Origin of the sequence: Luteimonas marina (assembly GCF_007859325.1) — a bacterium.
Lineage (GTDB): Bacteria > Pseudomonadota > Gammaproteobacteria > Xanthomonadales > Xanthomonadaceae > Luteimonas > Luteimonas marina.
On record NZ_VOHK01000001.1, the window covers coordinates 840,656 to 864,488 of the forward strand.

The window sequence follows — 23,833 nt, forward strand, 5'->3', positions numbered from 1 at the left end:
GGCATGCCGCCCGCGCGCTTCCTGCGCGACTACTGGCAGAAGCGCCCGCTGCTGGTCCGCGGCGCCTTCCCCGGCTTCGCCTCGCCGATCGAACCCGAGGACCTCGCCGGCCTGGCCTGCGAGGAGCTGGCGCTGTCGCGGCTGATCCGGCACGACCGCGCGCGCGATGCCTGGCAGGTGCGCACCGGCCCGTTTCCCGAAGAACTGTTCCCGACGCTCGGCGAGCGCGACTGGACCCTGCTGGTGCAGGACGTCGACAAGTGGGACGCCGACGTTGCCGCGCTGCTCGCCGACTTCGACTTCCTGCCGCGCTGGCGGATCGACGACATCATGGTCAGCTTCGCCGCGACCGGCGGCTCGGTCGGCGCCCACGTCGACCAGTACGACGTGTTCCTGCTGCAGGCCAAGGGCCACCGCCGCTGGCAGATCGACGCCGGGGAGAATCCGCCGCTGGATTTCCGCGACGACGTCGAGCTCAAGCTGCTGCGCGAATTCACGCCGACCCACGACTGGGTGCTGGGCCCCGGCGACATGCTCTACCTGCCGCCCGGCGTGCCCCACCACGGCATCGCCGAGGACCCCTGCCTGACCTTCTCGGTCGGCATGCGCGCGCCCTCGGCCGCGGAGCTGATGGGCGACTACATCGACACGCTCGCATCCGAGGCCGACGAATCCCTGCGCTACGGCGACGCCGACCTCGCCCCGCCGAAGGATGCCAACGAGATCGACGCCGAAGCGATGCGCCGCGTGGTCGAGGCGCTGAACACGCTGCGCTTCAACGATCCCGACCGCCTCGGCGACTGGTTCGGCCGCTTCATCACCCAGTACCGCAGCGCCGGCGTGGTGGCGGGCGAAGGGGACGCGCGCTCGCGGATCGAGATCGAGTTCACGCTCGATCACGAAGGCGCCGTGCTGCAGCGGCACCCGTTCTCGCGCATGGCCTGGCGCCGCGCCGCGGACGGCGGGCGGCTGTACGTCTCCGGGCAGGACCATGCCCTGCCGGTGCGCGACGCGCGCCGCATCGCCGGCAGCGAACGCATCGACGGCGCCGCCTATGCCGCGCTGTCGCCGGCCGGCCGCGACGCGGTGCATGCCCTGCTGCTGGCCGGCCACTACCAGTGGCTGTCGGGCGACGACGGGGAATGAGCGCACCCACCGGCCCGTTCCAGGTCGCGAGCGTCGACTACCGGGCCGCGTTCGACGCGCTGCGCGCAGTTCGCGACACCGTGTTCGTGCAGGAACAGCAGGTGCCGGTGGAACTGGAGATCGACGCGACCGACCCGCGCTGCCGGCACGTGCTGGCGCGCGACGGCGGCGGCCGCCCGATCGGCACCGCGCGCCTGGACCCGGAGGGCAGGATCGGGCGCATGGCGGTGCTGCGCGACTGGCGCGCCCGCGGCGTCGGCAGCGCCCTGCTGCACGCGCTGCTGCGGGTCGCGCGCGAGGACGGGCTGGACCGCGTGTCCCTGCACGCGCAGGCGGGCGCGATCGAATTCTACCGGCGCCACGGTTTCTCCCCGCTCGGCGGGCGCTTCATGGAGGCAGGGATCGAGCACCAGGCAATGCAGCTGCAGTTCGACCGCCCGCTCGCGGTCGAGGACCGCGAGGCCGCGATCGCGACGACCACGGCGATCATCCTCGCCGCGCGGCGGCGGCTGTGGATCCACAGCCGCGAGCTGGACCCTGGCCTGTACGACCAGCCGGGGGTGATCGAGGCCTTGCGCCGCTTCGGCACCGCCGGCGTCGGCGGCGAGGCCCGCATCCTGCTCCACGACGCCACCGCCGCACAACGCGCCCATGCGCCGCTGATCGGGCTCGCACAGCGCCTGAGCAGCGTGTTCGCGTTCCGCGAGGTCGAGGATCCGGTGGACCGCGCCTGTCCGTCCGCCTTCATTGCCAACGACGCCGGCGGCTACTACTTCCGCGCGCTGGGCCATCGTTTCGATGGCGAAACGCAGCGTGACGCCCGCGCACGCGCACGACAGCTTTGCGACAGCTTCGACCTGGCATGGGAACGCGCAAGACCCTGCAGCGAGCTGCGCGCGCTGGGCCTGTGAGCCGTCGCATCGCGCCTGTCCCTTACCCGAACACGCGCGTCCCTTGGCCCAAAGCATGATGCATTGCGGCATGGGCAACGGCTATAATGCGCCGCCTCTCATACGCGCTATCCCGCGGTCCGGAAATGCTTTCCGGATCAGTCGTTTGCCTCCGCACCAGAGCCCGATACGCCAGACGTGGACAGTCTCCTGAAGCAGTTTGCGCAGTCCTCCCAGCTCGGCGCCAACGCCGCCTACGTCGAGGACCTCTACGAGCAGTACCTCGTCTCTCCCGACAGCGTCGGGCCGAAATGGAAAGCCTGGTTCGACAGCTTCCAGGGCCGTGAAGCCGGCGACGTGCCGCATTCGCCGGTGATGGCGGCGGTGGCCGAGGCCGGCAGGCTCGCCGCGCGCGGCATCGCCACCGGCGGCAGCGGCGCCTCCGACGAGCGCGAGCGCAACGTCGGCCGCCTGATCACCGCCTACCGCTCGCGCGGCCATCTCGGCGCGAACCTCGACCCGCTGGCGCTGACCCCGCCGATGAACCCGCCGGACCTGGACCTCGCGTTCCACAGCCTGTCCGAGCGCGACCTCGACGGCGAGTTCAGCACCGGCGGCGTCGCCGGCCAGCCGCGGATGAAGCTGCGCGACCTGCTCGCCCGGCTCAAGGCGACCTATACCGGCCCGATCGGCGCCGAGTTCATGCACATCCCCGAGGTCGAACAGCGCCAGTGGCTGTACCAGCGCCTGGAAACCGCCGGTGGCGACTTCAACCTCAGCGCCGAGACCCGCCAGCGCGTGCTCGAGCGGCTCACCGCCGCCGAGGGCCTGGAGCGCTACCTGCACACCAAGTACGTCGGCCAGAAGCGCTTCTCGCTGGAAGGCGGCGATGCGCTGATCCCGCTGCTGGACACGGTGATCCGCCAGTCGGGGCTCGACAGGGTCAAGGACATCGTGATCGGCATGGCCCACCGCGGCCGCCTCAACGTGCTGGTCAACACCCTGGGCAAGAGCCCGCGCAAGCTGTTCGACGAGTTCGAGGGCAAGTTCGAGCACGACGAGCGCGCCCATGCCGGCGACGTGAAGTACCACATGGGCTTCTCCGCCGACATCGCCACCCCGGGCGCGCCGGTGCACATCGCGCTGGCGTTCAACCCCTCGCACCTGGAGATCGTCGACCCGGTGGTCGCCGGCTCCGTGCGTTCGCGCCAGGAGCGCCGCGGCGACGAGGAGCGCGGCCGGGTGCTGCCGATCCTGATCCACGGCGACGCCGCCTTCGCCGGCCAGGGCGTGGTGATGGAGCTGTTCCAGATGTCGCAGGCGCGCGGCTTCGCCGTCGGCGGCACCGTGCACGTGGTGGTCAACAACCAGGTCGGCTTCACCACCAGCAACAAGGAAGACGCCCGCTCGACGCTGTACTGCACCGACGTGGCGAAGATGGTCGGCGCGCCGATCTTCCACGTCAACGGCGACGACCCGGAAGCGGTGGTGTTCGTGGCCAAGCTGGCCTACGACTTCCGCCAGCAGTTCAAGAAGGACGTGGTCATCGATCTGGTCTGCTACCGCCGCCACGGCCACAACGAGGCCGACGAGCCGGCGGCGACCCAGCCGGTGATGTACCAGACCATCCGCAAGCACCCGACCACGCGCGAGCTCTACGCCACACAGCTGGAGAAGGCCGGGGCGATCGCCGCCGACGCCGGCAAGGCGCTGGTGGACCAGTACCGCGACAAGCTCGACGCCGGCGAGGTCACCACCGACCTGTCCGGCTCCAAGCCCGAGGACTACGAGCTCACCATCGACTGGTCGAAGTACCTGTCCGGCTCGCTGTCCGACGCGGTCGACACCCGGGTCAAGCAGGCGACGCTCAAGCAGCTCGCCGAATCGATCAACACCATCCCCGCCGGCGTGCACCTGCACCCGCGCGTGGCCAAGATCTACGAAGACCGGCTGAAGATGACCGCCGGCGAGATCCCGGGCGACTGGGGCTTCGCCGAGAACCTCGCCTACGCCACCCTGCTGGCCGAAGGCTACGGCCTGCGCCTGGTCGGCCAGGACGCCGGCCGCGGCACCTTCTTCCACCGCCACGCGATCCTCCACGACCAGAAGACCGACAGCTACTACCTGCCGCTGCGCCAGCTGGTCGAGAGTCCCGAGCAGTGCACCATCATCGACTCGCTGCTGAGCGAGGAAGCGGTGATGGCCTTCGAGTACGGCTTCTCCACCACCGACCCGAACACGCTCGACATCTGGGAAGGCCAGTTCGGCGACTTCGCCAACGGCGCGCAGGTGGTGATCGACCAGTTCATCGCCTCGGGCGAAGCCAAGTGGGGCCGCATCTCGGGGTTGACGCTGCTGCTGCCGCACGGCTACGAAGGCCAGGGCCCCGAGCACAGTTCCGCGCGCCTGGAGCGCTTCCTGCAGCTGTGCGCGCTGGAGAACATGCTGGTGTGCGTGCCCACCACGCCCGCGCAGTGCTTCCACATGCTGCGCCGGCAGATGAAGATGGCCACGCGCAAGCCGCTCATCGTGATGTCGCCCAAGTCGCTGCTGCGCCACAAGCTGGCCGTGTCGACGCTGGACGAACTGGCGAACGGCGAGTTCCAGCAGCTGATCCCGGACGCTTCCGCCGACCCGAAGAAGACCAGGCGCGTGGTCGCCTGCTCGGGCAAGGTCTACTACGACCTGCTGGAAGACCAGCACAAGCGCGGCGTGGACGACGTCGCCATCCTGCGCATCGAGCAGCTCTATCCGTTCCCGCGCGAACTGCTGGCCGCCGAACTGAAGAAGTACGCCAAGGCCACCGACTTCGTCTGGTGCCAGGAAGAGCCGCAGAACCAGGGCGCGTGGTACCAGATCAAGCACCACCTGCAGGCCTGCCTCGGCAAGGGCCAGTCCCTGAGTTACGCCGGCCGCAGCCGCTCGCCCTCGCCGGCGGTGGGCCACTTCGCCGACCACGTCGAGGAACAGCTGAAGCTGGTCGCCGACGCGCTGGTCAATCCGCCCGGCAACCCGTCCGTCGCCGAATAACACCGCCCCACCTACGCCTTTCAAGGACGCCACCCCATGGCCACCGAAGTCAAAGTCCCGGTCCTTCCCGAATCCGTCTCCGACGCCACCATCGCCAGCTGGCACAAGAAGGCCGGCGACGCGGTCAAGCGCGACGAGAACCTCGTGGACCTGGAGACCGACAAGGTCGTGCTCGAAGTCCCCTCGCCGGTCGACGGCGTGCTCAGGGAGATCAAGTTCAAGGAAGGCGACACGGTGACCAGCCAGCAGCTGCTGGCGATCATCGAGGAAGGCGCCGCCGCCGAAGCCGCGCCCGCCGAGGCCAAGGCGTCGAAGGACGACAAGCCCGCCGCCGGCGCCGAGGAAGTGCAGGAAAAGAAGGACGCGGCCAAAGCCGAAGCCAAGGCGCCGGCCTCGACCAAGCCCGCCCCCGTGTCCGGCGGCACCGGCGAACTGCCACCTGGCGCGCGCTTCACCGCCGAGAAGGAAGGCATCGACCCGTCGAAGGTCGAAGGCACCGGCCGTCGCGGCGCGGTGACCAAGGAAGACCTGGTCAACTACGCCTCGGGCAAGACCGCCGGCGTCTCCGGCGGCGCGCGTCCTGAAGAGCGCGTGCCGATGACCCGCATCCGCAAGCGCATCGCCGAGCGCCTGATGCAGTCGAAGGAATCGATCGCGATGCTGACCTCGTTCAACGAGGTCAACCTCGGCAAGGTGATGGCGCTGCGCAAGGAACTGGGCGAACAGTTCCAGAAGGACACCGGCGTCAAGCTCGGCTTCATGAGCTTCTTCGCCAAGGCCGCGGCCAACGCGCTGCAGCGCTACCCGGTGGTCAACGCCTCGGTCGACGGCGAGGACATCATCTACCACGGCTACGCCGACATCTCGGTGGCGATCTCCACCGACCGCGGCCTGGTCACGCCGGTGCTGCGCAACGTCGAGCGCATGTCCTTCGCCGAGGTCGAGAAGGGCATCGCCGACTTCGCGACCGCCGCGCGCGAGGGCGGCCTCAAGCTCGAGGACCTGCAGGGCGGCACCTTCACCATCACCAACGGCGGCACCTTCGGCTCGCTGTTCTCCACGCCGATCGTCAACCCGCCGCAGAGCGCCATCCTCGGCATGCACGCGATCAAGGAGCGCGCGATCGTCGAGAACGGCCAGGTCGTCGCCGCGCCGATGATGTACATCGCGATCAGCTACGACCACCGCATCATCGACGGCAAGGACGCGGTGCTGTTCCTGGTCGACATCAAGAACCAGCTGGAAAACCCGGGCCGGATGGTTCTCGGGCTCTGAGGAAGCCGTGATTGGTGGATTCGTGATTGGTGATTCGAAAAAAGCGGATCGCATCACGGATCAGCGTTTTCGCTTCTTCCAATCACGAATCACGAATCACGAATCACGTGAGCGAATGAAATGAGCGAACCGCAACAATTCGACGTCGTCGTCATCGGAGCCGGTCCCGCCGGCTACCACGCCGCGATCCGCGCCGCGCAGCTGGGCCTGAAGGTCGCCTGCATCGACGCCGCGCTGGGCAAGGACGGCAAGCCCGCGCTCGGCGGCACCTGCCTGCGCGTGGGCTGCATCCCGTCGAAGGCGCTGCTCGACTCCTCGCGCCAGTTCTGGAACATGGGCCACCTGTTCGGCGACCACGGCATCAGCTTCAAGGACGCCAAGATCGACGTCGGCGCCATGGTCGGGCGCAAGGACAAGATCGTGAAGCAGTTCACCGGCGGCATCGCGATGCTGTTCAAGGCGAACAAGGTCACGCCGTTCTACGGCTTCGCGACGCTCCACCCCGACCGCACGGTCAAAGTGAAGCAGCACGACGGCTCCGAGGTCGAGCTGGCGGGCAGCAACGTCATCCTCGCCGCGGGCTCGGATTCGATCGAACTGCCGTTCGCGAAGTTCGACGGCGAGACCATCGTCGACAACGTCGGCGCGCTCGACTTCACCGAGGTGCCCAAGCGCCTGGCGGTGATCGGCGCCGGCGTGATCGGGCTGGAGCTGGGCAGCGTGTGGAAGCGCCTCGGCGCCGAGGTGACCGTGCTCGAAGCCCTGCCCGACTTCCTCGCCGCAGCCGATGCCGAGGTGGCGAAGACCGCGGCGAAGGAGTTCAGGAAGCAGGGGCTGGACATCAAGCTCGGCGCCAAGGTCAGCAAGGCCGAGGTCACCGGCAAGGGCAAGAAGAAGGAAGTCGCGGTCACCTTCGCCGACAAGGACGGCGAGCAGACGATCACCGTCGACAAGCTGCTGGTCGCCGTCGGCCGCCGCGCCGCGAGCAAGGGCCTGCTGGCCGAAGGCACCGGCGTGAAGCTCAACGAGCGCGGCCAGATCGAGGTCGACGAGCACTGCCACACCGGCGTCGACGGCGTCTGGGCGATCGGCGACTGCGTGCGCGGCCCGATGCTGGCGCACAAGGGCTTCGAGGAAGGCATCGCGGTCGCCGAACTGATCGCCGGCCTCCCCGGCCACGTCAACTTCGACACCATCCCGTGGGTGATCTACACCGAGCCCGAGATCGCCTGGGTCGGCAGGACCGAGCAGCAGCTCAAGGAAGAGGGCGTGCCGTACAAGACCGGCAGCTTCCCGTTCGCGGCGATCGGCCGCGCGGTCGCGATGGGCGAGCCCGCCGGCTTCGTCAAGGTGATCGCCCACGCCGAGACCGACCGCGTGCTCGGCCTGCACCTGGTCGGCGTCGGCGTGTCCGAACTGGTGCACGAGGGCGTACTGGCGATGGAGTTCAAGGGCTCCGCCGACGACCTCGCCCGCATCTGCCATGCGCACCCGACGCTGTCCGAAGCGATCCACGACGCGGCGATGGCCGTGGACAAGCGGGCGATCCACAAGGCGAACTGAGGCCGGGAATGGGGGATCGGGAACAGGGAATGGAAACGTCGGTTCCGCTTTGATCCCCATCGCTCTAGGTATGGGCCGTCATCCCGGCGAAAGCAGGGATCCAAATTGCCTTTTGCAGCAAGCCGAGAATATCAAGATGGATCCCAGCTTTCGCTGGGATGACGCAGGTCGGCTTTTGCTTGCCGCATTCCCTTATTCTCCACTCCCATGAAATCCATCTGCGTCTACTGCGGCTCCAACGCCGGCAGCAAGCCGGCCTACACCGAACGCGCGATGGCGCTCGGCGACCGCCTCGCGAAGGAAGGCCTGTCCCTGGTCTACGGCGGCGGCAACGTCGGGCTGATGGCCATCGTCGCCGACGCGGCGCTGCAGGCCGGCGGCGAGGTGGTCGGCGTGATCCCGGAGCAACTGGTGAACTGGGAGGTCGCGCACAAGGGCGTGACCCGGCTTGAGGTCGTGGGTTCGATGCACGAGCGCAAGATGCGCATGTTCGACCTCGCCGATGGTTTCGTCGCCCTGCCCGGCGGCTTCGGCACGCTCGACGAGATGTTCGAGATGCTGACCTGGCGCCAGCTCGGCATCGGCAACAAGCCCTGCGCCTTCCTCGACGTCGACGATTTCTACGATCCGCTGATCGGCATGATCGACCGCATGGTGGCCGAGCGCTTCCTGCATCCCGACCAGCGTGCCGACCTGTGGCATGGCGACGACATCGACACGATGCTGGCGTGGATGCGGGGGTATACGCCGGCGAGTGCGAGCAAGTGGATCGACGAGAAGCGCCGCAAGGCGATGCGGTAGGAGCCAGTCGCGCTGCGACGCGTTCATCATCATAGGCGCCCTATGCCCATCCGGCGGGATAACCGGGCCAATCCGCGCGGCGCTTTCCTACCCCGCCAGCAGTCGCAAAGCCGATGCGCACTGCGCTCGATCCTGCTTCCATGGTCCAAGTCCCGTCATCCCGGCGCAAGCCGGGATCCAGCTTTTCCCGGCCATGAAACAACCCTGCGTCTACATCCTCGCCAGCCGATGGAATGGCACCCTGTACACGGGCGTGACCTCCAATCTCGTCAAGAGAGTCTGGGAGCACAGGAACGACGTCGTTCCCGGATTCACACGAAAGTATCGGGTACACAACCTGGTCTGGTTCGAGCAACACGACTCCATGATGTCCGCCATTGCGCGCGAAAAGGCTCTTAAGGAATGGAAACGGGCCTGGAAGATCGAACTGATCGACAGGACGAATCCGGGCTGGCGCGACTTGTATCCGGATATGATTGGGACATAAGGCAAAGAGCTGGATCCCGGCTTGCGCCGGGATGACGTGACCAGTGAAATGGAGAGGACGATGACGATCCCCCACACCTTCAGCGCCTTCCGCATCCACAGCGACGACGCCGGCTACCGCAGCGGCATCGAACCGGTCTCGATCGACGACTTGTCGCCCGGCGAGATCGTGGTCAGGACCGCCTTCTCCTCGGTCAACTTCAAGGACGCGCTCGCCGGCACCGGCCAGGGCAAGATCCTGCGCCGGTTCCCGCTGGTGGGCGGCATCGACCTGGCCGGCCACGTGGTTTCCTCCACCGATCCGAAGTTCCGCGAAGGCGACGAGGTGCTGGTCACCGGCTGCGGCCTGAGCGAAACGCGCGACGGCGGCTATTCCGAGTACGCGCGGATCGAGACGAAATGGGCGGTCCCGCTGCCGATCGGCCTTTCCCTGCGCGAGAGCATGATCCTCGGCACCGCCGGCTTCACCGCGGCGCTGGCGCTGCTGCGCATGCAGGACAACCGGCAGACGCCGGCGCACGGCCCGCTTGCGGTCACCGGCGCAACCGGTGGCGTCGGTTCGCTCGCCGTCGACATCTTCAGCAGCGCCGGCTACGCCGTGCACGCGATCAGCGGCAAGCCCGAACACGCCGACTACCTCAAGGCCATCGGCGCCAGCGAAGTGCTCGGCCGCGACGCGCTGGCGACGACCCGCGCGATGGAGTCGGTGAAGTTCGGCGGCGGCCTCGACAACGTCGGTGGACCGATGCTGGCCAGCCTGCTGGCGCAGACGCGCCCCTACGGCAACGTCGCCAGCGCCGGGCTCGCCGCGAGCGCGGACCTGCCGGCGACGGTCATGCCCTTCATCATCCGCGGCGTGTCCCTGCTCGGCGTGGCCTCGGCGGGCACCGCGCGCGACATCCGCGACGACGTCTGGCGCCGCCTCGCCTCGGACTGGAAACCGCGCCACCTCGACCGGATCTGCACCCGCGAAACCACGCTCGACGGCCTGCCGGCGGTGTTCGAGGGCATGCTCGCGGGCGGATCGCTCGGCAGGACCCTGGTCACATTCCCGCCGGGCGGGACGTTGGCAACGGCGGCCTGACCGCTACAATCCGCCCATCCACCAGGGGAAACCGAATGGCGCGCATCCTCATCGTCGATGACTCACCCTCGCAGCTGATGGGCATCCGCCGCATCGTCGAAAAGCTGGGGCACGAGGCGATCACCGCCGAGGACGGCGCCGCCGGCGTGCGGGTCGCGAAGGAGACGATCCCGGACCTGATCCTGATGGACGTGGTGATGCCGAACCTCAACGGCTTCCAGGCCACGCGCACGATCAAGCGCGACGCCGCCACCGGCCACATCCCGGTGATCCTGGTGACCACCAAGGACCAGGAAACCGACCGCATCTGGGGCATCCGCCAGGGCGCGCAGGGCTACCTCACCAAGCCCTTCAGCGAGGCGGAACTGACCGAGGCGATCGTGTCGACCATCGGCCACGGCAGTGCGCCGGAGCCGGAGCCGGAAGCGGGCTAAGCCCGGCCTGCGGCCGCGGTGCGCCTTCCGTCGTGCAGCGCGCCTTCTGTCATGCAGCGCGCCTTCTGTCATTTCGACCGAAGGGAGAAATCTCCTGCGGGCGCATCAGGGCGTGCGGCGAGAGATTTCTCCCTTCGGTCGAAATGACAGACTGGCCGAGCCGGAGTCCCGGATCGGTTGCGCGCCGCGAGCGGCAAAGCCCGTCCGGCGGACGCAGCGCCGCGATCAATCCCGCCGCCAATCCCCGGCAAAGGCCTCGCGGATCTTCTCGTAGGCCTCGCGCTGCTTCACGTCGTGCGGCGTCGGCGCCTGGATCTCCAGTTCGACCAGCTGGTCGCCCGCCGCCGCCCCGCCGCTGCCCGGCAGGCCGCGGCCGCGCAGGCGCAGCTTGCGGCCGGCCTCGGAGTCCTTCGGGATCTTCAGCTCGACCGTACCGCCCAGCGTCGGCACGCTGACCGTGGCCCCCAGCGCCGCTTCCCAGGGCGCGACCGGCAGGGTGTAGACGATATTGCGGCCGTCGACCTCGAACCGGGGATGCGCGGCGTATTCGATCTCCAGCAGCAGGTCGCCGCCGTGACTGCCCTGCTTCGCCAGCCGGACCACCTGCCCCGGACGGACGCCCTTGGGCACGCGCACGTCGAAGGACTTGCCGTTGATGCCGATCCGCACGCTGTCGCCGCGATAGACGTTCTCCAGCGACACCGCCAGCTTGGCGCGGGTATCGCCCGCGGCCTGGTAACCCGGGCGCGCGCCGCCGCGCGGGCCGGGACCCGCGCCAGCCCCGGAGCGACGGAACAGGCTCTCGAAGAAATCGCTGAAGCCGCCGCCCGCGCCGCCGCCGGCGAAGACTTCCTCGAAGTCGAATCCGCCCGCGCCACCACCGCCGAATCCCGCCGGCGGCACCTCGTCGCCCGGGCGGTAGCCGCCCGCGCGCAATTGGTCGTAGGCCTTGCGCTTGGCGGGATCGCGCAGCGCCTCGTAAGCCTCGTTGATGGCCTTGAACTTGTCCTCGGCGCCGGCTTCCTTGCTGACGTCCGGATGGTACTTGCGCGCCAGCCGGCGGTAGGCGGACTTGATCTCCGCATCGCCCGCGTTCGGCTCGACGCCAAGCACGTTGTAGTAATCCTTGAACTGCATGCTCGCTCCACGACGACGGCCCGCAGTGCGGGCCGTCGCCAGTTTAACGGTGGAGGAACGCGACGGTCAGTGGGCAGTCGGGGAGCCGACCTGGATCCGGCGCGGGGTGGTCTCGGGCTTCTTGGGGATGACGATCTCCAGCACGCCGTTGCGGCCGCTGGCCGAGATGCCGTCGGCGTCGGCGCTGTCGGGCAGCGCGAAGCGGCGATGGAAGCTGCCGTAGCGGCGCTCGATGCGCGAGAAGCGCGCGGTTTCGGTCGTCGACTCGCCCTGGCGCTCGCCCTTGATCGAGAGGATGCCCTTGTCCATCTGCACCTCGATCTGCTGCGGGTCGATGCCCGGCAGGTCGGCCAGGATCACGAAGCGCTCGGCTTCCTCCTTGATGTCCACGCGCGGCACCCACTGCGCCGTGACCACGGCCGAGGTGTCGGTGTCCTCCTGGCCGAAGAAGCGGTCGAACACCTGCTTGATCTCATTCTGCAGCGCCAGCTCCGGGGAGCGCTGGCGATAACGGACGATGCTCATGTCTGGAACTCCTGGATTCTGGATCGGCGGCGCATCGGCCGCCCTTGTCCGCGATGTGTGAGCGGGCCCGGCGTTTTCAAGCCCCGCGCACGGCTCGGGCATGCGACGATAGGTCCTGTTCATTCCCTCGCTCAGGCCCTGCCCCATGACCATCCAGATCGGCGACCGCATCCCCGAAGTGGTGCTCAAGTACATCGACGACGGCGTCCAGGCGGTCGACACCCCCACCCTCTTCGAAGACCGCAAGGTGGTGCTGTTCGCGGTGCCCGGCGCATTCACGCCAACCTGCTCGGAGCGCCACCTGCCCGGCTTCGTCGAGCACTTCGCGCAGTTCCGCGAGCGCGGCGTCGACGTGTTCTGCATGGCCGTGAACGATCCCTTCGTGATGCAGGCCTGGGGCGAGAGCCAGCACGTGCCGGCGGGCCTGCGCATGCTCTCCGACGGCAACGCCGACCTCACCCGCGCGCTCGGGCTGGAGATGGACGCCAGCGGCTACGGCATGGGCGTGCGCTGCAAGCGCTTCGCGCTGTACGCCGAGGACGGCATCGTGAAGCAGCTGTTCGTCGAGGCGCCGGGCGAGTTCCGGGTGTCGAGCGCGGAGAACATGCTGGCGCACCTGCCGGGCTGAGCCCGCCGGGCCACTGCTCCCACCTTTCACCGCCATTCCCATCTTTCACCGTCATCCCCGTGAAGGCGGGGATCCAGTGTCTTTATCGATCCGGTCATCGCGTCTGCCCCGACGGCAAAGACGCTGGATCCCCGCCTTCGCGGGGATGACGGCTTCCTTCCCGACGGTCGGATCGATGCCGGGATTTCTCCCGGATTCCCCCTGAATCGGCTCCTTTGCGGCAGCCGGAACTACTTGGCACGCGGCACGCGACGCCGACGCTAGGGCAACACCCGGAACTCCACCGACGCCCAGGCGCCGCTGTCGGCCAGTGCGGTCAGGCGATGCGCGCCGACAGTATCGAACGTGTACTGGAAGACGTTCGCCCCGCGCGTCTCGGCGATCCAGCGCCCGTCCAGCAGCCACTGCACGGGCATGTCGGAACCGATCGCGCGCAGCGACAGGCGGATCCCGCGCTCGCTGCCGGGCGGGCGGGCCAGCGTCGCGCCGTCGTTGAGGCCCTCGATGCGCAGTTCGCCGACCGCGTCGCGCCCGTCGTCGTCGCAGTCCGGCGACAGCGGCGGCAGGCGTGAAGCGCGGCGCGTCGAGGCCGGAAGCCAGGGCGATGCCAGCGCCGGCCAGCGCGCGATTTCGGTCGCCCTGGGCACGTGCGGGCGGCGGCAATCGGCGGACAGGCGCAGGCCGGTCGTCGCGTCGACGTCGAAACGCGCCAGGCCCGCGCTCCACAGCCGCGCATCGCGCTCGGCGAAGGTCGGCGGGATCGCGCCGTCGAGCACCCAGGCATCGAAGCGACGCTGGCACAGGGTCGGCGGCTGCGCCTCGGCGGCGGTGCCGAGCGGCCAGCAGACCGCATGTTCGGCAACGCTGCCCGGCGGTGGCGGGCGCACGCCGTCGCCGCGCGCGCGCGGCAGGCTGTCGACCACCTCGAACAGCAGCGGCAGCGCGGTGATCGCGCCGTACTGGCCGGGCAGCGGCGTGCCGTCGGGGCGACCGACCCACACGCCCACGGTATGGCGCCGCGTGCCGCCGATCGCCCAGGCGTCGCGATAGCCGTAGCTGGTGCCGGTCTTCCACGACACGCGCGGGCGGCGTCCGGCATCGAACATGCCTTCGCGCTCGCCCGGCCGCGGATTGGATTCGAGGATCTCGCGCACGATCCACGCCGCGCCCGGCGACAGCAGCCGTCGATCGATCACTGCGTCGTCCGGCGTGTAGCGCACGCGACCGGCGATGCCGCCGCGGTGCAGCGCCGCGTGCGCGCCGACCAGGTCTTCCAGCCGAGCGCCGGTGCCGCCGAGGATCAGCGTCAGGTTCGGCGTCGCGCCGCGCGGAAACTTCAGCGCGATGCCGGCGTTGTCCAGCCGCGCCGCGAAGCGCGCCGGGCCGACGCGATCGAGCAGGTCCACCGCCGGCACGTTGAGCGACAGCCGCAGCGCGGTCGCCGCGCCGACCGGGCCGTTGAACGCAGCGTCGAAGTTGCCCGGCCGGTAGCCGCTGAACGACTGCGGCGCATCCACCAGCAGGCTTTCGGAGTGGATCAGGCCGTCGTCGAGCGCCATCCCGTACAGGAAGGGCTTGAGCGTCGAGCCGGGCGAGCGCCAGGCGCGCACCATGTCGACGTGGCCGAGCCGCGCCTTGTCGTTGAGGTCGAGCGAACCGACGTAGGCGCGCGCCTCCATCGTCGCGTTGTCGACCACCAGCAGCGCGGCCGAGGTGCGCTCGGGCAGACCGGAAAAATACGCCGCGACGCGCTCCTCCAGCGTGCGCTGCAGTCCGGCGTCGATGGTCGAGACGATGCGCGCCTCGCGCGGATGCGCCGAGCGCAGGCGCTGCGCGAGCAGGGCCGCCGACATCGGCGGACGCAGGCGCCGCGACACCACCGCCTCGATCTTCGCGTCGTCGACCTCCGTGCGGCTCCACGCGCCGAGCGACGCCATGCGTTCGAGCACCTTGTCGCGCGCGGCCTGCGCCGCTTCCGGATTGCGGTCCGGCCGCAGCCGGCTCGGCGCCTGCGGCAGCACCGCCAGCAGCGCGGCCTCCGCCTGCGACAGCCGCGCCGCCGGCTTGCCGAGATAGGCCCAGCTCGCGGCCTCGACGCCCTCGATGGTGCCGCCGAACGGCGCGCGCTCCAGGTACAGCGCGAGGATCTCGTCCTTCGACAGGTGCGCCTCCAGCTGCACCGCGCGCAGCATCTGCACGAACTTGCCCGGCAGCGTGCGCGTCGAGCGGCCCGGCTCGCGGTCGAGGATGCGCGCGACCTGCATCGTCAGCGTCGAACCACCGGACACGATCCCCCCATCCGAGAGCCACTGCCCCGCCGCGCGCAGCAGCGCGAACGGATTCACGCCGGGATGCCAGCGGAACCAGCGGTCCTCGTACTGCAGCAACGCCTGCAGATACAGCGGCGACACCGTCCCGCGCGTCGCCGGATGCCGCCACACGCCCTCGACATCGGCGAACGCGCGCAGCGGCGTACCGTCGTCCGCGACCACGAGGGTACTGGTGTCGCGCGCCTTCGGCAGCTTCGGTGGGAATGCGAGGTCGAGGACCAGCAGCGACAGCAGCAGTGCGACCGTTCCCCAGCGCAGCCAGGGAAGGAGTCGTCTCAGGCACGCCATGATCGGTCCCCTGTCCTTGTAGACATGGCGCCGGCCACCTGCGGCTCGAATGGCCCAACCTTTCCGCCCAAAGACGCTGGATCCCCGCCTTCGCGGGGATGACGGTTCGGGAGGGTCGAATGCAGCTCAGATTCTTCAGGGTCCGAGGTTATCGAGCCGCTTCCCGTGGAACAGCTACATTGCCCGGAGACCCGGAGGGCGGCGCGCATGGATGCGCGCCGTTTTTCGCCACGGCATGGATGCCGTGTCGAAAAATCCCGTCGAACTCGCCGATGGCAGGTTTGCCCTGTCGGGGAAGGCCCTTTTCTTTGGTTCGTTTCTTTTGGGCCAGCAAAAGAAATGAACCCGGCCGCCGGAGGCGGACGGAAGCTTTTGCTGTTCACGGACGAATCAAGAACAAGAGCAAAATGGATTCCAGCTTTCGCTGGAATGACGGCCGTGAGGGGTGCAGGGAAAGCCGTCACCCCGGTTCCCACCCGACTCACTACAACATCACGACGTCATACCCCGGACGATCACGGCTGCACCACCGTGATCATCCCCGGCACCGCCCGCCCCACCCCCCGGATATCCGGCCGATACATGTCCTCCACCAGCGGCGGCGGCACGGTATAGCTCCCCGGCGTCACCGCCCGCACCAGATAGAACACGCGCGCAGTCCGACCGGAATCAAGATCGAGCGCCGCGACATAGCGATCATCGCGGAACTCCTCGTGCTTGACGTCCGCGGCATCGGAGCGATCGCTGATTTCGATCCCGTCCACCACCACGTCCGCCCACTGCTTCGCGTCGCCCAGGTTGAAGTTCTCGATCTCCAGCCCCGCCGGCAGCAGGTCGGTCAGCAGCGCATCCGGCATCGCCACGTCGGCGGTGATCGACAGCGCCACGATCAGCGCCTCGCCCTCCTTCAGCGGCGCCGGCGTCCACGGCTTGCCCTCGGTCGTGTACAGCTTGCGCTCGACCTTGATCCGGCTCGCATCCACCGCCGGCGCCGCGGTCGGCACGCCGGTCACGTCGATGTTCACGAACAGCGGCGGCTCGCCCACCGGATCGAAGCGCACGCCCTTGGCCAGCGTCTCGCCGTCGTAGGCGCGCCCGACCATGCGCGCGGCCGGCACCGGTTGGCCCACGCCGCCTTCGGTCAGCGTCCCTGACACCTGCTTGCCCTGCGCCGCCGCCAGCGCCTTGCCCAGCCGCGCCAGCGCGATCTGCTCCTGCGTGCTCAGGTACAGCCAGCCGCGGTTGCGGCGCACGTCGATCTCGCGGCCGATGTCGACCGCCTTCGCGTCGTAGGCCGCGCGCGCCTGCCCGCGCTCGTGGGTCAGGGCGATCATCAGCGAACCGTCGCGCAGCGGACTGCCGTAGTCCCACAGGTAGCCCGGACGATCACCCTTGAACGCGAACGCCTCCCCGACCGCCTTCTCGCCGCGCGCCTTGTCGCCCTGCAGCGACAGCGCGAGGCCGAGGTGGACCAGCGGCAGCGCGGTCAGCGTGTTCTTGCGCTCGTTGTCGTACAGCGCGCGCAGCGTGCCCAGCGGCGCGCGGTTGACGCGGGCGAGCACGTAGCCGGCGTGCGCCTGGTAGGCGAAGCGCAGGTGCGAGCGGTGGTCGCGACCGTAGAACTGGTTGCCGCCGGCCAGCAGGTCCTCGTTGAGCCGCTCCAGCGCCTTCTGCAGCACCGCCTCGGGCACGTTGAAGCCGCCGTCGCGCGCGTCGAGCAGGAACTCGACGATGTACGGCGTCAGCCCCGGATTGACGTAGCCGTCGTTGCCCCACATCGAGAAGTGGCCGGAGCCGATCTGCATCGAGGCCAGCCGGCCGAACGCGCCTTCGACGTACTGCCGGCGCTTGCTCGCATCGACGTCCTTGATGCCGAGCATCTTCGCGGTTGCCTCGTCCAGCTGCAGCGCGGCGTAGCCCTTGCTCGTGGTCTGCTCGGCGCAGCCGTAGGGATAGTTCAGCGCGCCGCGGATCGCGCTGGCGAACGGGATCGGCGGCAGCGCGCTGACCGTGAACTGCGCCACCACCGAGCCCGGCATCAGCCCGCTGGCCAGCGATCCGTCCAGCGTCACCGGCGCCGGCGATTGCAGCACCTGCGTGCGCGAGCGCAGCACCGCCGGCCACGCCGCCCGCACCGGCAGGTCGTAGCTGCGGTCGACCTTGAAGCCGTTGCCGTCCACGCGCACGCGCACCTTGGCCACCGTGTAGCCCGGATTCGCCGCCAGCGGGAAGCTGAGCGTGGACTTGCCGTCGACCGCCAGGCTCGCCTTGCGCGCGCCCTCGCCGACCGTCACCGGGCCGATGCCGTCCACGCGCACGTCGAACTCGCCGGCCTTGCCGGTGAAGTTGGTGAGGTCGAGCGTGACCGTGCTGCGATCGCCCGGCGCCATCACCCGCGGCATGCTCGCCTCGGCCACGATCGGCGCGCGCGAGATGGTCTCGACCGCGCGGCTGCCGTAGCCGTCGGCCGAGTACACCAGCGCCGACACCCGCAGCGTGCCGTTGGAGTCCGGCACCTGCAGCGTCACCTTCGCATTGCCCTGCGCGTCGAGCTTCACGGGGCCTGCGAACAGGTCGACCGTCTGCACCCGCGCGGTCGGCCGCCGCGCCTGCGGCAGCGCCGCCAGCGCCATGTCGCCGCCGAAGCGCAGGCGCGCGGTGCCGCCCTCATGGCTCTCGATCACGCGGCCGTACACGTCGTACGCATCCACGCCGAGCCGCCGCTGCGCGAAGAAATGCTTGAGCGCGTCCGGCACCGGATAGCGGGTGATGTTGAGGATGCCGACGTCGACCGCCGACACCGTCGCATACGCCTCCTTGCCGGCCAGCTGCGGCGCGCTCAGCACCACCTGCATCGGCCCTTCCGGCCTGATCTGCTCCGGCGCCTTGAGACCGACCGCGATGCGCCGGTCGCGCCGGTCCATCGGCACGTGCGCCACGCCCACCGCGCGCGCCGGCGTGACCTTGCTTGCGGCGCTGCCGCCGCGGAACACCAGCGCGGTGACGTAGACGTCGTGGCGCTCCCAGTCCTGCGTCACCGGGATCTCGAAGCTGCTGCCGGCCCGGGCCTCGATCTCCTGCACGTACAGCATGCGGTCGCTCTCGACCATCAGCAGGCCCTTGCCCGGGTGCGGCGGCGTGACCGTCACCTTGAGCTTGTCGCCGGCCCTGTACGCGGTCTTGTCGAGCGCGAGCTTGACCTTGTCCGGGCGCGCATCGAGCCCGCGGTTGTCGTCGCCCCAGCTCCAGCCGGCACGGAAGGGATAGCGCGTGACCAGCTTCGTCTCCGGATCGAGCACGTCGACGCGGTATTCGCCCCACTCCACCGGGAAGTTCAGCCGCGCCGCGGTCTCGCCGACGTCGACCGTGCGCGTCTCGATGTTCTCGAAGCGGCTGGAGTACTCGTAGTCCCAGCCGCTGTCCTCGTCGTAGCGCCAGTGGTAGTCGCGATGCTCGCGCACCAGCGTCACCTGCAGGCCCTTGGCCGGGCGCGGCCTGCCGTCGCTGCCGACGCGCAGCAGCTCGAAGCCGGGACTGGCGTTGGCGTCGGCGCCGTCCTTGTCGTCGAACTGCGGGCGCACGCCGACCAGCGCGTCGGCCGGCCACAGCACGCGCTTGAGCGTGCGGTTGACGCTGCGGCCGCCGGTCTCGTACAGGCTGCCCGACACCACCGCCGCCACCGGCGTGGTCGGCTTCACCTCCTCGGGCAGCGCGATGTCCTGCTGCAGCCGGCCCTGCGCGTCGAGCGTCGCGTCGACGACGTCCTTCGCCTCCTTCGGCAGTTGCATGGTGGGATCGCCGAAGAACCAGCCCGGCAGGTTTTCCAGCGGATGCTGCTCGACCGCCACCGCGAGCCTGGCGGTGAAGCGGTTGCCGGCCGCAGGCGCGCCGTAGAGATAGGCACCGATCGCCTGCAGCTTCAGCGGCTGGCCGGGCCTGAGCACGGCGTCGGCGGATTCGAGGTCGAGCTTCATGCGCTCGGGCAGGAACTCCTCGATCCGCAGGGTCATGCCCTGCACCGCCTCCTTGCTCGACGGATCGGTGCGGAACTCGACCTGCCAGCGGCCGGTGGGCGCGTCCACCGGCACTTCCTTCTCGAAGCGGAAATGGCCGAGCGCGCCCAGCTGCAGCCGGCTTTCGAAGAAGGTCTTGCCGTCGGGCTGCTTCAGGCGCACGAACAGCGGCTGCGCCTTGCCGTCCTTCGCCGCCACCGGCCTGCCGTCGTTGTCGCGCAGCAGCGCCGACACCCGCACCGTTTCGCCGGGCCGGTAGAGGTCGCGCCCGGACCAGGCGAACACGTCGAACCAGGCGTTCTCGCGCCCGGACACCGCGAACTCGGACAGGTCCAGCGCCGGCTGGTTGAACGGCAGCATCGACACGTCGTTGCCGCGGCTGGCCACCAGCACGTGCGCGGCGTCGATCCTGTAGTCGACCAGCGCGTTGCCGTTGCTGTCGGTATTCGCCTTGTAGATCGTCTCGCCGCGCGAATCGAGCACGCGCAGCTCGGCGCTGCCGATCGCGCTGCCGTCGCGCAGCGAGGCGGTGTGCACGAACAGCTTGTCCTTGTACGCACGCGCATGCAGGCCGATGTCGCTGACGGTGAAGAACGCGGTCTCGAACCGGTCCTGGAACGAGCCGGCCTGCTTCATCACCGCGAAGTACAGGCCCGGCTGCTGCAGTTCGGCGATATCCTGCAGCGGCAGGTAGGTCAGCACGCGCTCGTTGCGCTTGCCGCCGAGCACGAAGCGGTTGACGTAGACCGGCTCGGCCAGCTGCGACATCGGCACCTTGTTGCCCCAGCGGCTGTCCAGTTCCCAGCTGCCGCGGCGGCCGCCGCGCTGGTACTCGGCGAAGAACTTCGGCAGCGAGGACTCCTTCACCCGCAGGAACTCGACATCCACTTCCCCGACGTTGACCGACACCACCGGCAGGCCGCGCGATTCCTTCGCCGGCAGCACGCTGCCCTGCGAGGCGAAGCCGACCACCGGGTCGAGCTCGCCGGTATAGATCTTCTCCTCCAGGTCGCGGCCGAGCTTGCTGCCGTCGGCCGCAGTCAGCTCGCCGGAAATGCGCAGCGTGTAGTTCTGGCCCGGCTGGACGAAGGGAAAGCGCAGCACCTTGCCGTCGTCCGACAGCGTCCAGCTGCTGGTCTCGGCCATCTTCTCGGCGAAGCTCAGCAGCTTGTCGAAGTCCTGGGTGCCCACCAGCGGCTGCGAGAACTCCAGCGCGACCGCCAGCGAGTCCTCGCCCTGATCGGGCCAGGCGCGGACGAGGCCGAAGCCCTCGATCGCGTCGCGCTCGGCCTGGATGGCCTCGCCGCTGACCGTCGGCAGCTGGCCGCTCTCGTTGCGCTTGCAGCCGGCGATGGCGAGCAGCAGCGTCGCCAGCAGCAGCGCACCCCACGCCCATGAACGGAATCCCTGTCCGGCCCCACCCGTCGCGTGCTGCATATCCCCTCCTTTGTTGCCTGCAAGTATAGAGAGCAGCCGGGCGAGCGCGACCGCCCTCGCCCCTTGAAGGCGGCAAACGACGGCGAACCGGATCGAAGGTGGGCCTAGGGTCCGCACGGGGTACCCGACGCGCGATCTCATGGGGACAATCGGCATAGCGGTAGGCGCGGCCACCGGAATCCACGCTCGCGCCTGCTGCGGTTCCCCGCAGCGATCAAGGACACGCCCGTGAGCACCAGCATGGAGACCCAACTGCGTACGGACTACACATCGCAGGTACCGCAGGACGTCGGCAGCTGCAGCCCGGGTTCCGACACCCATACCGTCGAAGACGGCGAGATCTCGAGCCTCCAGTTCCGCGGCGACGACGCCACGATCGACATGGGCGACAAGGGGCCCGGCTGGGCGGACACGGCGCTGGGCGGCGCGATGGAAGGCAATGTCCTCCATCTGAACCGCATCACGCCGGAAATGCTCAAGGAGCTCTCTCCGAGCAACCTGAACGCGTTCATGGACACATGGATGGCCGGGCGCAGCTTCGACGTGTCCGTGAACGGCCGGAGCACCGAACTCAACGGCGCCACCGCGATCGCCGCCATGGCCTGGGCGAGCGGCGACTCCGTGGCCTTCGCCAAGGCCTTCGCGGCTGCGCCCGAACACGTGCTCGAATACCTGACCGGCAATGGCGCACGGGTGCTGACCGCCGAGAACATGGCGCTGATCATGCGCGAGATGGGCGCGAGCGCCGACTACTGGAACGGCAAGCAGGCCGGCTACGAGACCGGCGAACTCGATGCCCTCGGCAGCCTGGTGCAGATCTACCTCGAGAAGAACGCCGGCGATGATCCGCAGGCGGTGGTCGACGCGGTCGAACAGCTCATCAGCGAGGTGTCGTGCTCGATGGAGTTCACGCCCGAGAATGCCGGCGCGTTCAACGGCGTGCTGATCTCGGGCATGCTCAAGCACTTCGACGCGATCAATGCGTCCGACGCCACCCGCAATTCGATCGTCAACGGACTCGCCGGGTTCACCGGGACGATCGCCGCCGGCTTCGGCCCCTGGGGCGTCGCGGCGGCGGCCGGCATTTCCGCACTGAACAGCATCTACCAGGGCGCCAACCCGCCGCGCGACTTCGAGGAAGTCGCCAACCGCGTGCAGGCCGAGATCCAGCTGCAGTGGCTGCAGCACCCGCCCGAGGGCTGGTCGAGCACGGACGTTGGCACCGCGATCGACTGGACCAACACCACGATCCTCGCCAATGGCCAGCGCTGAGTCCCCGCGCGAGGCACCGGCGACGGGCGGCGACGGCGAAGCCATGCTGTCGGTGCTGGAAGCGCTGCGCCGCGACGCCAGCCGGGCGCCGGGGCACGGGCGTCGCGCCGTCGACGCCCCGGATCCGGCCCTGTGGAGCGCATTCGGTTCCGCGGCCACGGACCAGCAGCGCATCAACCTGTCGCTGCGCCTGCCCGGCGAAACCCGCGACCGCTTCTTCAACGCCGGCCACGTCCTCGCCGCCAGCCAGCCGCGCGATGCCGCCGGCGACGCCATGCCGCCGGAGATCGTCCGCCGGCTGTCGCCGCTCGCGCGGGCGTTCCTCGAATCCGCCGAGTCGCTCGTGCGCCGGCATCGCACGCGCCTGTACCTCGGCCCGGGATCCGCACCGGCGGCGTCGCGCGAGAACCACGTGGTGCTGGACTGGAAGCGGACCTCGGGCCATGCCGGACCTGCCGCCGAGACGATCACGATCGACGACTTCTTGTCCGGCCGATGGAATGGCCTGCGCTTGGCGGGCGATCCCCGCTACACGCTGGCGGCCCAGTCGACGATGGCAGCCTGCGCGAACCTCCGCGCCCTGGTCGAGACGCTGCGGCCCCGATGCGAGCGGCTCGCGATCTCGATCCGCACCTTCGATCCGGCGTGAGATCCCGCGCGCGGCGCATGCGGTCCCGCCCACGGCCCTTCACGCCGATTCCGGCACAATCGCGCCATGGATGCTGATCGGCCGACTCCGCGAGCCTCCCCGGAACGCAGGCGCCTGTTGCTGGCGGCGGCGGTTTGCGCCGCGCTGCTGGGCGCGTGCGGGCAGCAGTCGTCCGACGTCGCCGCCCCTCCGCCGCCGCAGGCCATGGACCCCATGCCGACCGCCTCGTCTCCGTTCCGTTCCGCTTTCGATTCCCTGGCGGCCCTGCCGCCCGACGGCGAACTCGCCGAACTGCGGGCCTCCGCCGCGCTGTCGCGCCTCCAGGGCCAGGTCACGGACGACGACATCGCGCTGGCCGAACCGCTGGCCGGGCTCGCGAACAGCGATCGCGCCGCGATCCGCGCGACGGCCGTCGCCCTGCTGGGGCAACTGGCGACCGCTTCCGGCGACGGCGCCCCGCTGCCGGTCGCCGCGACCGAGGCCGTCGTCCGCGGCATGGACGACGATGACGCATCGGTCCGGCTGGAAGCGACGCGCGCGGCCGCGCCCCTGGAGGGCGAAGCGATCCATCGTGCACTGCTCGGCCGCCTGGCCGATTCCTCGCCGCTGGTGCGCTTCCAGGCGCTGCAGGCGCTGCAGGCCCGCGGCAGCCTGACCACCGACGCCGAGGCCAGGGCCGAGGCCCTGAAGCTGCGCGAGGACCCGGACAGGCTGGTGCGCGAGCTCGCGCAGGCCGTCGTCAGCGAGTAACCGGCGCGGCAGGCGCGCCGTCAACAGGCGCCATGGCGGCCCGCGTCGGAGCCGCCGTTCCGGCGCGCGGGCTTCGAGACGCCGAACAGGCCCTC

Annotated in this window: 18 protein-coding genes; 14 read left to right on the plus strand and 4 right to left on the minus strand. The window is 69.5% G+C overall.

What is annotated here, in order from left to right; translation table 11 throughout:
* Nucleotides 1-3 precede the first annotated feature (3 nt).
* The 9 genes from FQY83_RS03930 (at nt 4) to pilH (ending at nt 10,709) form a co-directional block, all read left to right on the plus strand.
* Nucleotides 4-1,146, plus strand: coding sequence for a cupin domain-containing protein (locus tag FQY83_RS03930; RefSeq protein ID WP_146385376.1), 1,143 nt, complete (start codon nt 4-6; stop codon nt 1,144-1,146).
* Complete coding sequence (locus tag FQY83_RS03935; protein WP_146385165.1) at nt 1,143-2,057, plus strand: GNAT family N-acetyltransferase; 915 nt, start codon at nt 1,143-1,145, stop codon at nt 2,055-2,057. Before FQY83_RS03930 ends, FQY83_RS03935 begins: the two co-directional genes overlap by 4 nt.
* A gap of 177 nt (nt 2,058-2,234) precedes the next feature.
* The gene (locus tag FQY83_RS03940) at nt 2,235-5,066 is read left to right on the plus strand and encodes a 2-oxoglutarate dehydrogenase E1 component (RefSeq protein ID WP_146385167.1); all 2,832 of its coding nucleotides are present in this window, start codon (nt 2,235-2,237) and stop codon (nt 5,064-5,066) included.
* A 36-nt stretch (nt 5,067-5,102) separates the two neighbouring features.
* A complete protein-coding gene (gene sucB, locus FQY83_RS03945; protein WP_146385169.1) occupies nt 5,103-6,341 on the plus strand; it encodes a dihydrolipoyllysine-residue succinyltransferase in 1,239 nt (412 codons plus the stop codon).
* A 120-nt stretch (nt 6,342-6,461) separates the two neighbouring features.
* On the plus strand, nt 6,462-7,904 hold the full coding sequence (lpdA, locus tag FQY83_RS03950; RefSeq protein ID WP_146385171.1) for a dihydrolipoyl dehydrogenase: 1,443 nt from the start codon (nt 6,462-6,464) through the stop codon (nt 7,902-7,904).
* Nucleotides 7,905-8,111: 207 nt separating this feature from the next.
* Nucleotides 8,112-8,705, plus strand: coding sequence for an LOG family protein (locus FQY83_RS03955; protein WP_146385173.1), 594 nt, complete (start codon nt 8,112-8,114; stop codon nt 8,703-8,705).
* 193 nt (nt 8,706-8,898) lie between these two features.
* On the plus strand, nt 8,899-9,192 hold the full coding sequence (locus FQY83_RS03960; RefSeq protein WP_146385175.1) for a GIY-YIG nuclease family protein: 294 nt from the start codon (nt 8,899-8,901) through the stop codon (nt 9,190-9,192).
* Nucleotides 9,193-9,252: 60 nt separating this feature from the next.
* On the plus strand, nt 9,253-10,275 hold the full coding sequence (locus FQY83_RS03965) for a YhdH/YhfP family quinone oxidoreductase (RefSeq protein ID WP_146385177.1): 1,023 nt from the start codon (nt 9,253-9,255) through the stop codon (nt 10,273-10,275).
* Nucleotides 10,276-10,310: 35 nt separating this feature from the next.
* Nucleotides 10,311-10,709, plus strand: a complete 399-nt coding sequence (gene pilH, locus FQY83_RS03970; protein ID WP_146385179.1) for a twitching motility response regulator PilH — start codon at nt 10,311-10,313, stop codon at nt 10,707-10,709.
* Between the two features lie 225 nt (nt 10,710-10,934).
* Here the strand turns inward: pilH and FQY83_RS03975 are convergent, their stop codons facing one another.
* Together FQY83_RS03975 and FQY83_RS03980 are read right to left on the minus strand one after the other, a co-directional pair.
* Nucleotides 10,935-11,846: a DnaJ C-terminal domain-containing protein gene (locus tag FQY83_RS03975; RefSeq protein WP_146385181.1), complete on the minus strand. Its 912-nt coding sequence runs from the start codon at nt 11,844-11,846 to the stop codon at nt 10,935-10,937.
* A 66-nt stretch (nt 11,847-11,912) separates the two neighbouring features.
* Complete coding sequence (locus FQY83_RS03980; RefSeq protein ID WP_146385183.1) at nt 11,913-12,371, minus strand: Hsp20/alpha crystallin family protein; 459 nt, start codon at nt 12,369-12,371, stop codon at nt 11,913-11,915.
* Between the two features lie 145 nt (nt 12,372-12,516).
* Here FQY83_RS03980 and FQY83_RS03985 point away from each other — a divergent pair, with 145 nt between their 5' ends.
* Entirely contained in the window at nt 12,517-12,999 is a 483-nt protein-coding gene (locus FQY83_RS03985) for a peroxiredoxin (protein WP_146385185.1), read from the plus strand.
* Nucleotides 13,000-13,259: 260 nt separating this feature from the next.
* On the opposite strand, the gene pbpC is transcribed toward FQY83_RS03985, so the two are convergent.
* Entirely contained in the window at nt 13,260-15,617 is a 2,358-nt protein-coding gene (gene pbpC / locus FQY83_RS03990) for a penicillin-binding protein 1C (RefSeq protein WP_146385188.1), read from the minus strand.
* Nucleotides 15,618-15,828: 211 nt separating this feature from the next.
* Here pbpC and FQY83_RS17880 point away from each other — a divergent pair, with 211 nt between their 5' ends.
* Nucleotides 15,829-15,960 (plus strand): hypothetical protein, encoded by a 132-nt coding sequence (locus tag FQY83_RS17880; protein ID WP_272952440.1) that lies wholly within the window; start codon nt 15,829-15,831, stop codon nt 15,958-15,960.
* A 172-nt stretch (nt 15,961-16,132) separates the two neighbouring features.
* Here the strand turns inward: FQY83_RS17880 and FQY83_RS03995 are convergent, their stop codons facing one another.
* Complete coding sequence (locus FQY83_RS03995; RefSeq protein ID WP_146385190.1) at nt 16,133-21,067, minus strand: alpha-2-macroglobulin family protein; 4,935 nt, start codon at nt 21,065-21,067, stop codon at nt 16,133-16,135.
* A 228-nt stretch (nt 21,068-21,295) separates the two neighbouring features.
* On the opposite strand from FQY83_RS03995, the gene FQY83_RS04000 reads away from it, so the two are divergent.
* The 3 genes from FQY83_RS04000 (at nt 21,296) to FQY83_RS04010 (ending at nt 23,738) form a co-directional block, all read left to right on the plus strand.
* Nucleotides 21,296-22,339, plus strand: a complete 1,044-nt coding sequence (locus tag FQY83_RS04000; protein ID WP_146385192.1) for a hypothetical protein — start codon at nt 21,296-21,298, stop codon at nt 22,337-22,339.
* Nucleotides 22,326-22,988, plus strand: a complete 663-nt coding sequence (locus FQY83_RS04005; RefSeq protein ID WP_146385194.1) for a hypothetical protein — start codon at nt 22,326-22,328, stop codon at nt 22,986-22,988. Before FQY83_RS04000 ends, FQY83_RS04005 begins: the two co-directional genes overlap by 14 nt.
* 66 nt (nt 22,989-23,054) lie before the next feature.
* A complete protein-coding gene (locus tag FQY83_RS04010; protein ID WP_158636427.1) occupies nt 23,055-23,738 on the plus strand; it encodes a HEAT repeat domain-containing protein in 684 nt (227 codons plus the stop codon).
* The last annotated feature ends 95 nt before the right edge of the window (nt 23,739-23,833 follow it).

Coding starts and splice junctions, on each gene's coding strand:
- FQY83_RS03955 (WP_146385173.1), top strand. CDS start 8,112: ATGAAATCCATCTGCGTCTACTGCGGCTCCAACGCCGGCAGCAAGCCG.
- FQY83_RS04010 (WP_158636427.1), top strand. CDS start 23,055: ATGGATGCTGATCGGCCGACTCCGCGAGCCTCCCCGGAACGCAGGCGC.
- FQY83_RS03930 (WP_146385376.1), top strand. CDS start 4: ATGCCGCCCGCGCGCTTCCTGCGCGACTACTGGCAGAAGCGCCCGCTG.
- lpdA (WP_146385171.1), top strand. CDS start 6,462: ATGAGCGAACCGCAACAATTCGACGTCGTCGTCATCGGAGCCGGTCCC.
- FQY83_RS17880 (WP_272952440.1), top strand. CDS start 15,829: ATGCGCGCCGTTTTTCGCCACGGCATGGATGCCGTGTCGAAAAATCCC.
- FQY83_RS04005 (WP_146385194.1), top strand. CDS start 22,326: ATGGCCAGCGCTGAGTCCCCGCGCGAGGCACCGGCGACGGGCGGCGAC.
- pilH (WP_146385179.1), top strand. CDS start 10,311: ATGGCGCGCATCCTCATCGTCGATGACTCACCCTCGCAGCTGATGGGC.
- FQY83_RS03985 (WP_146385185.1), top strand. CDS start 12,517: ATGACCATCCAGATCGGCGACCGCATCCCCGAAGTGGTGCTCAAGTAC.
- FQY83_RS03960 (WP_146385175.1), top strand. CDS start 8,899: ATGAAACAACCCTGCGTCTACATCCTCGCCAGCCGATGGAATGGCACC.
- FQY83_RS03975 (WP_146385181.1), bottom strand. CDS start 11,846: ATGCAGTTCAAGGATTACTACAACGTGCTTGGCGTCGAGCCGAACGCG.
- pbpC (WP_146385188.1), bottom strand. CDS start 15,617: ATGGCGTGCCTGAGACGACTCCTTCCCTGGCTGCGCTGGGGAACGGTC.
- FQY83_RS03935 (WP_146385165.1), top strand. CDS start 1,143: ATGAGCGCACCCACCGGCCCGTTCCAGGTCGCGAGCGTCGACTACCGG.
- FQY83_RS03980 (WP_146385183.1), bottom strand. CDS start 12,371: ATGAGCATCGTCCGTTATCGCCAGCGCTCCCCGGAGCTGGCGCTGCAG.
- FQY83_RS03965 (WP_146385177.1), top strand. CDS start 9,253: ATGACGATCCCCCACACCTTCAGCGCCTTCCGCATCCACAGCGACGAC.
- FQY83_RS03995 (WP_146385190.1), bottom strand. CDS start 21,067: ATGCAGCACGCGACGGGTGGGGCCGGACAGGGATTCCGTTCATGGGCG.
- sucB (WP_146385169.1), top strand. CDS start 5,103: ATGGCCACCGAAGTCAAAGTCCCGGTCCTTCCCGAATCCGTCTCCGAC.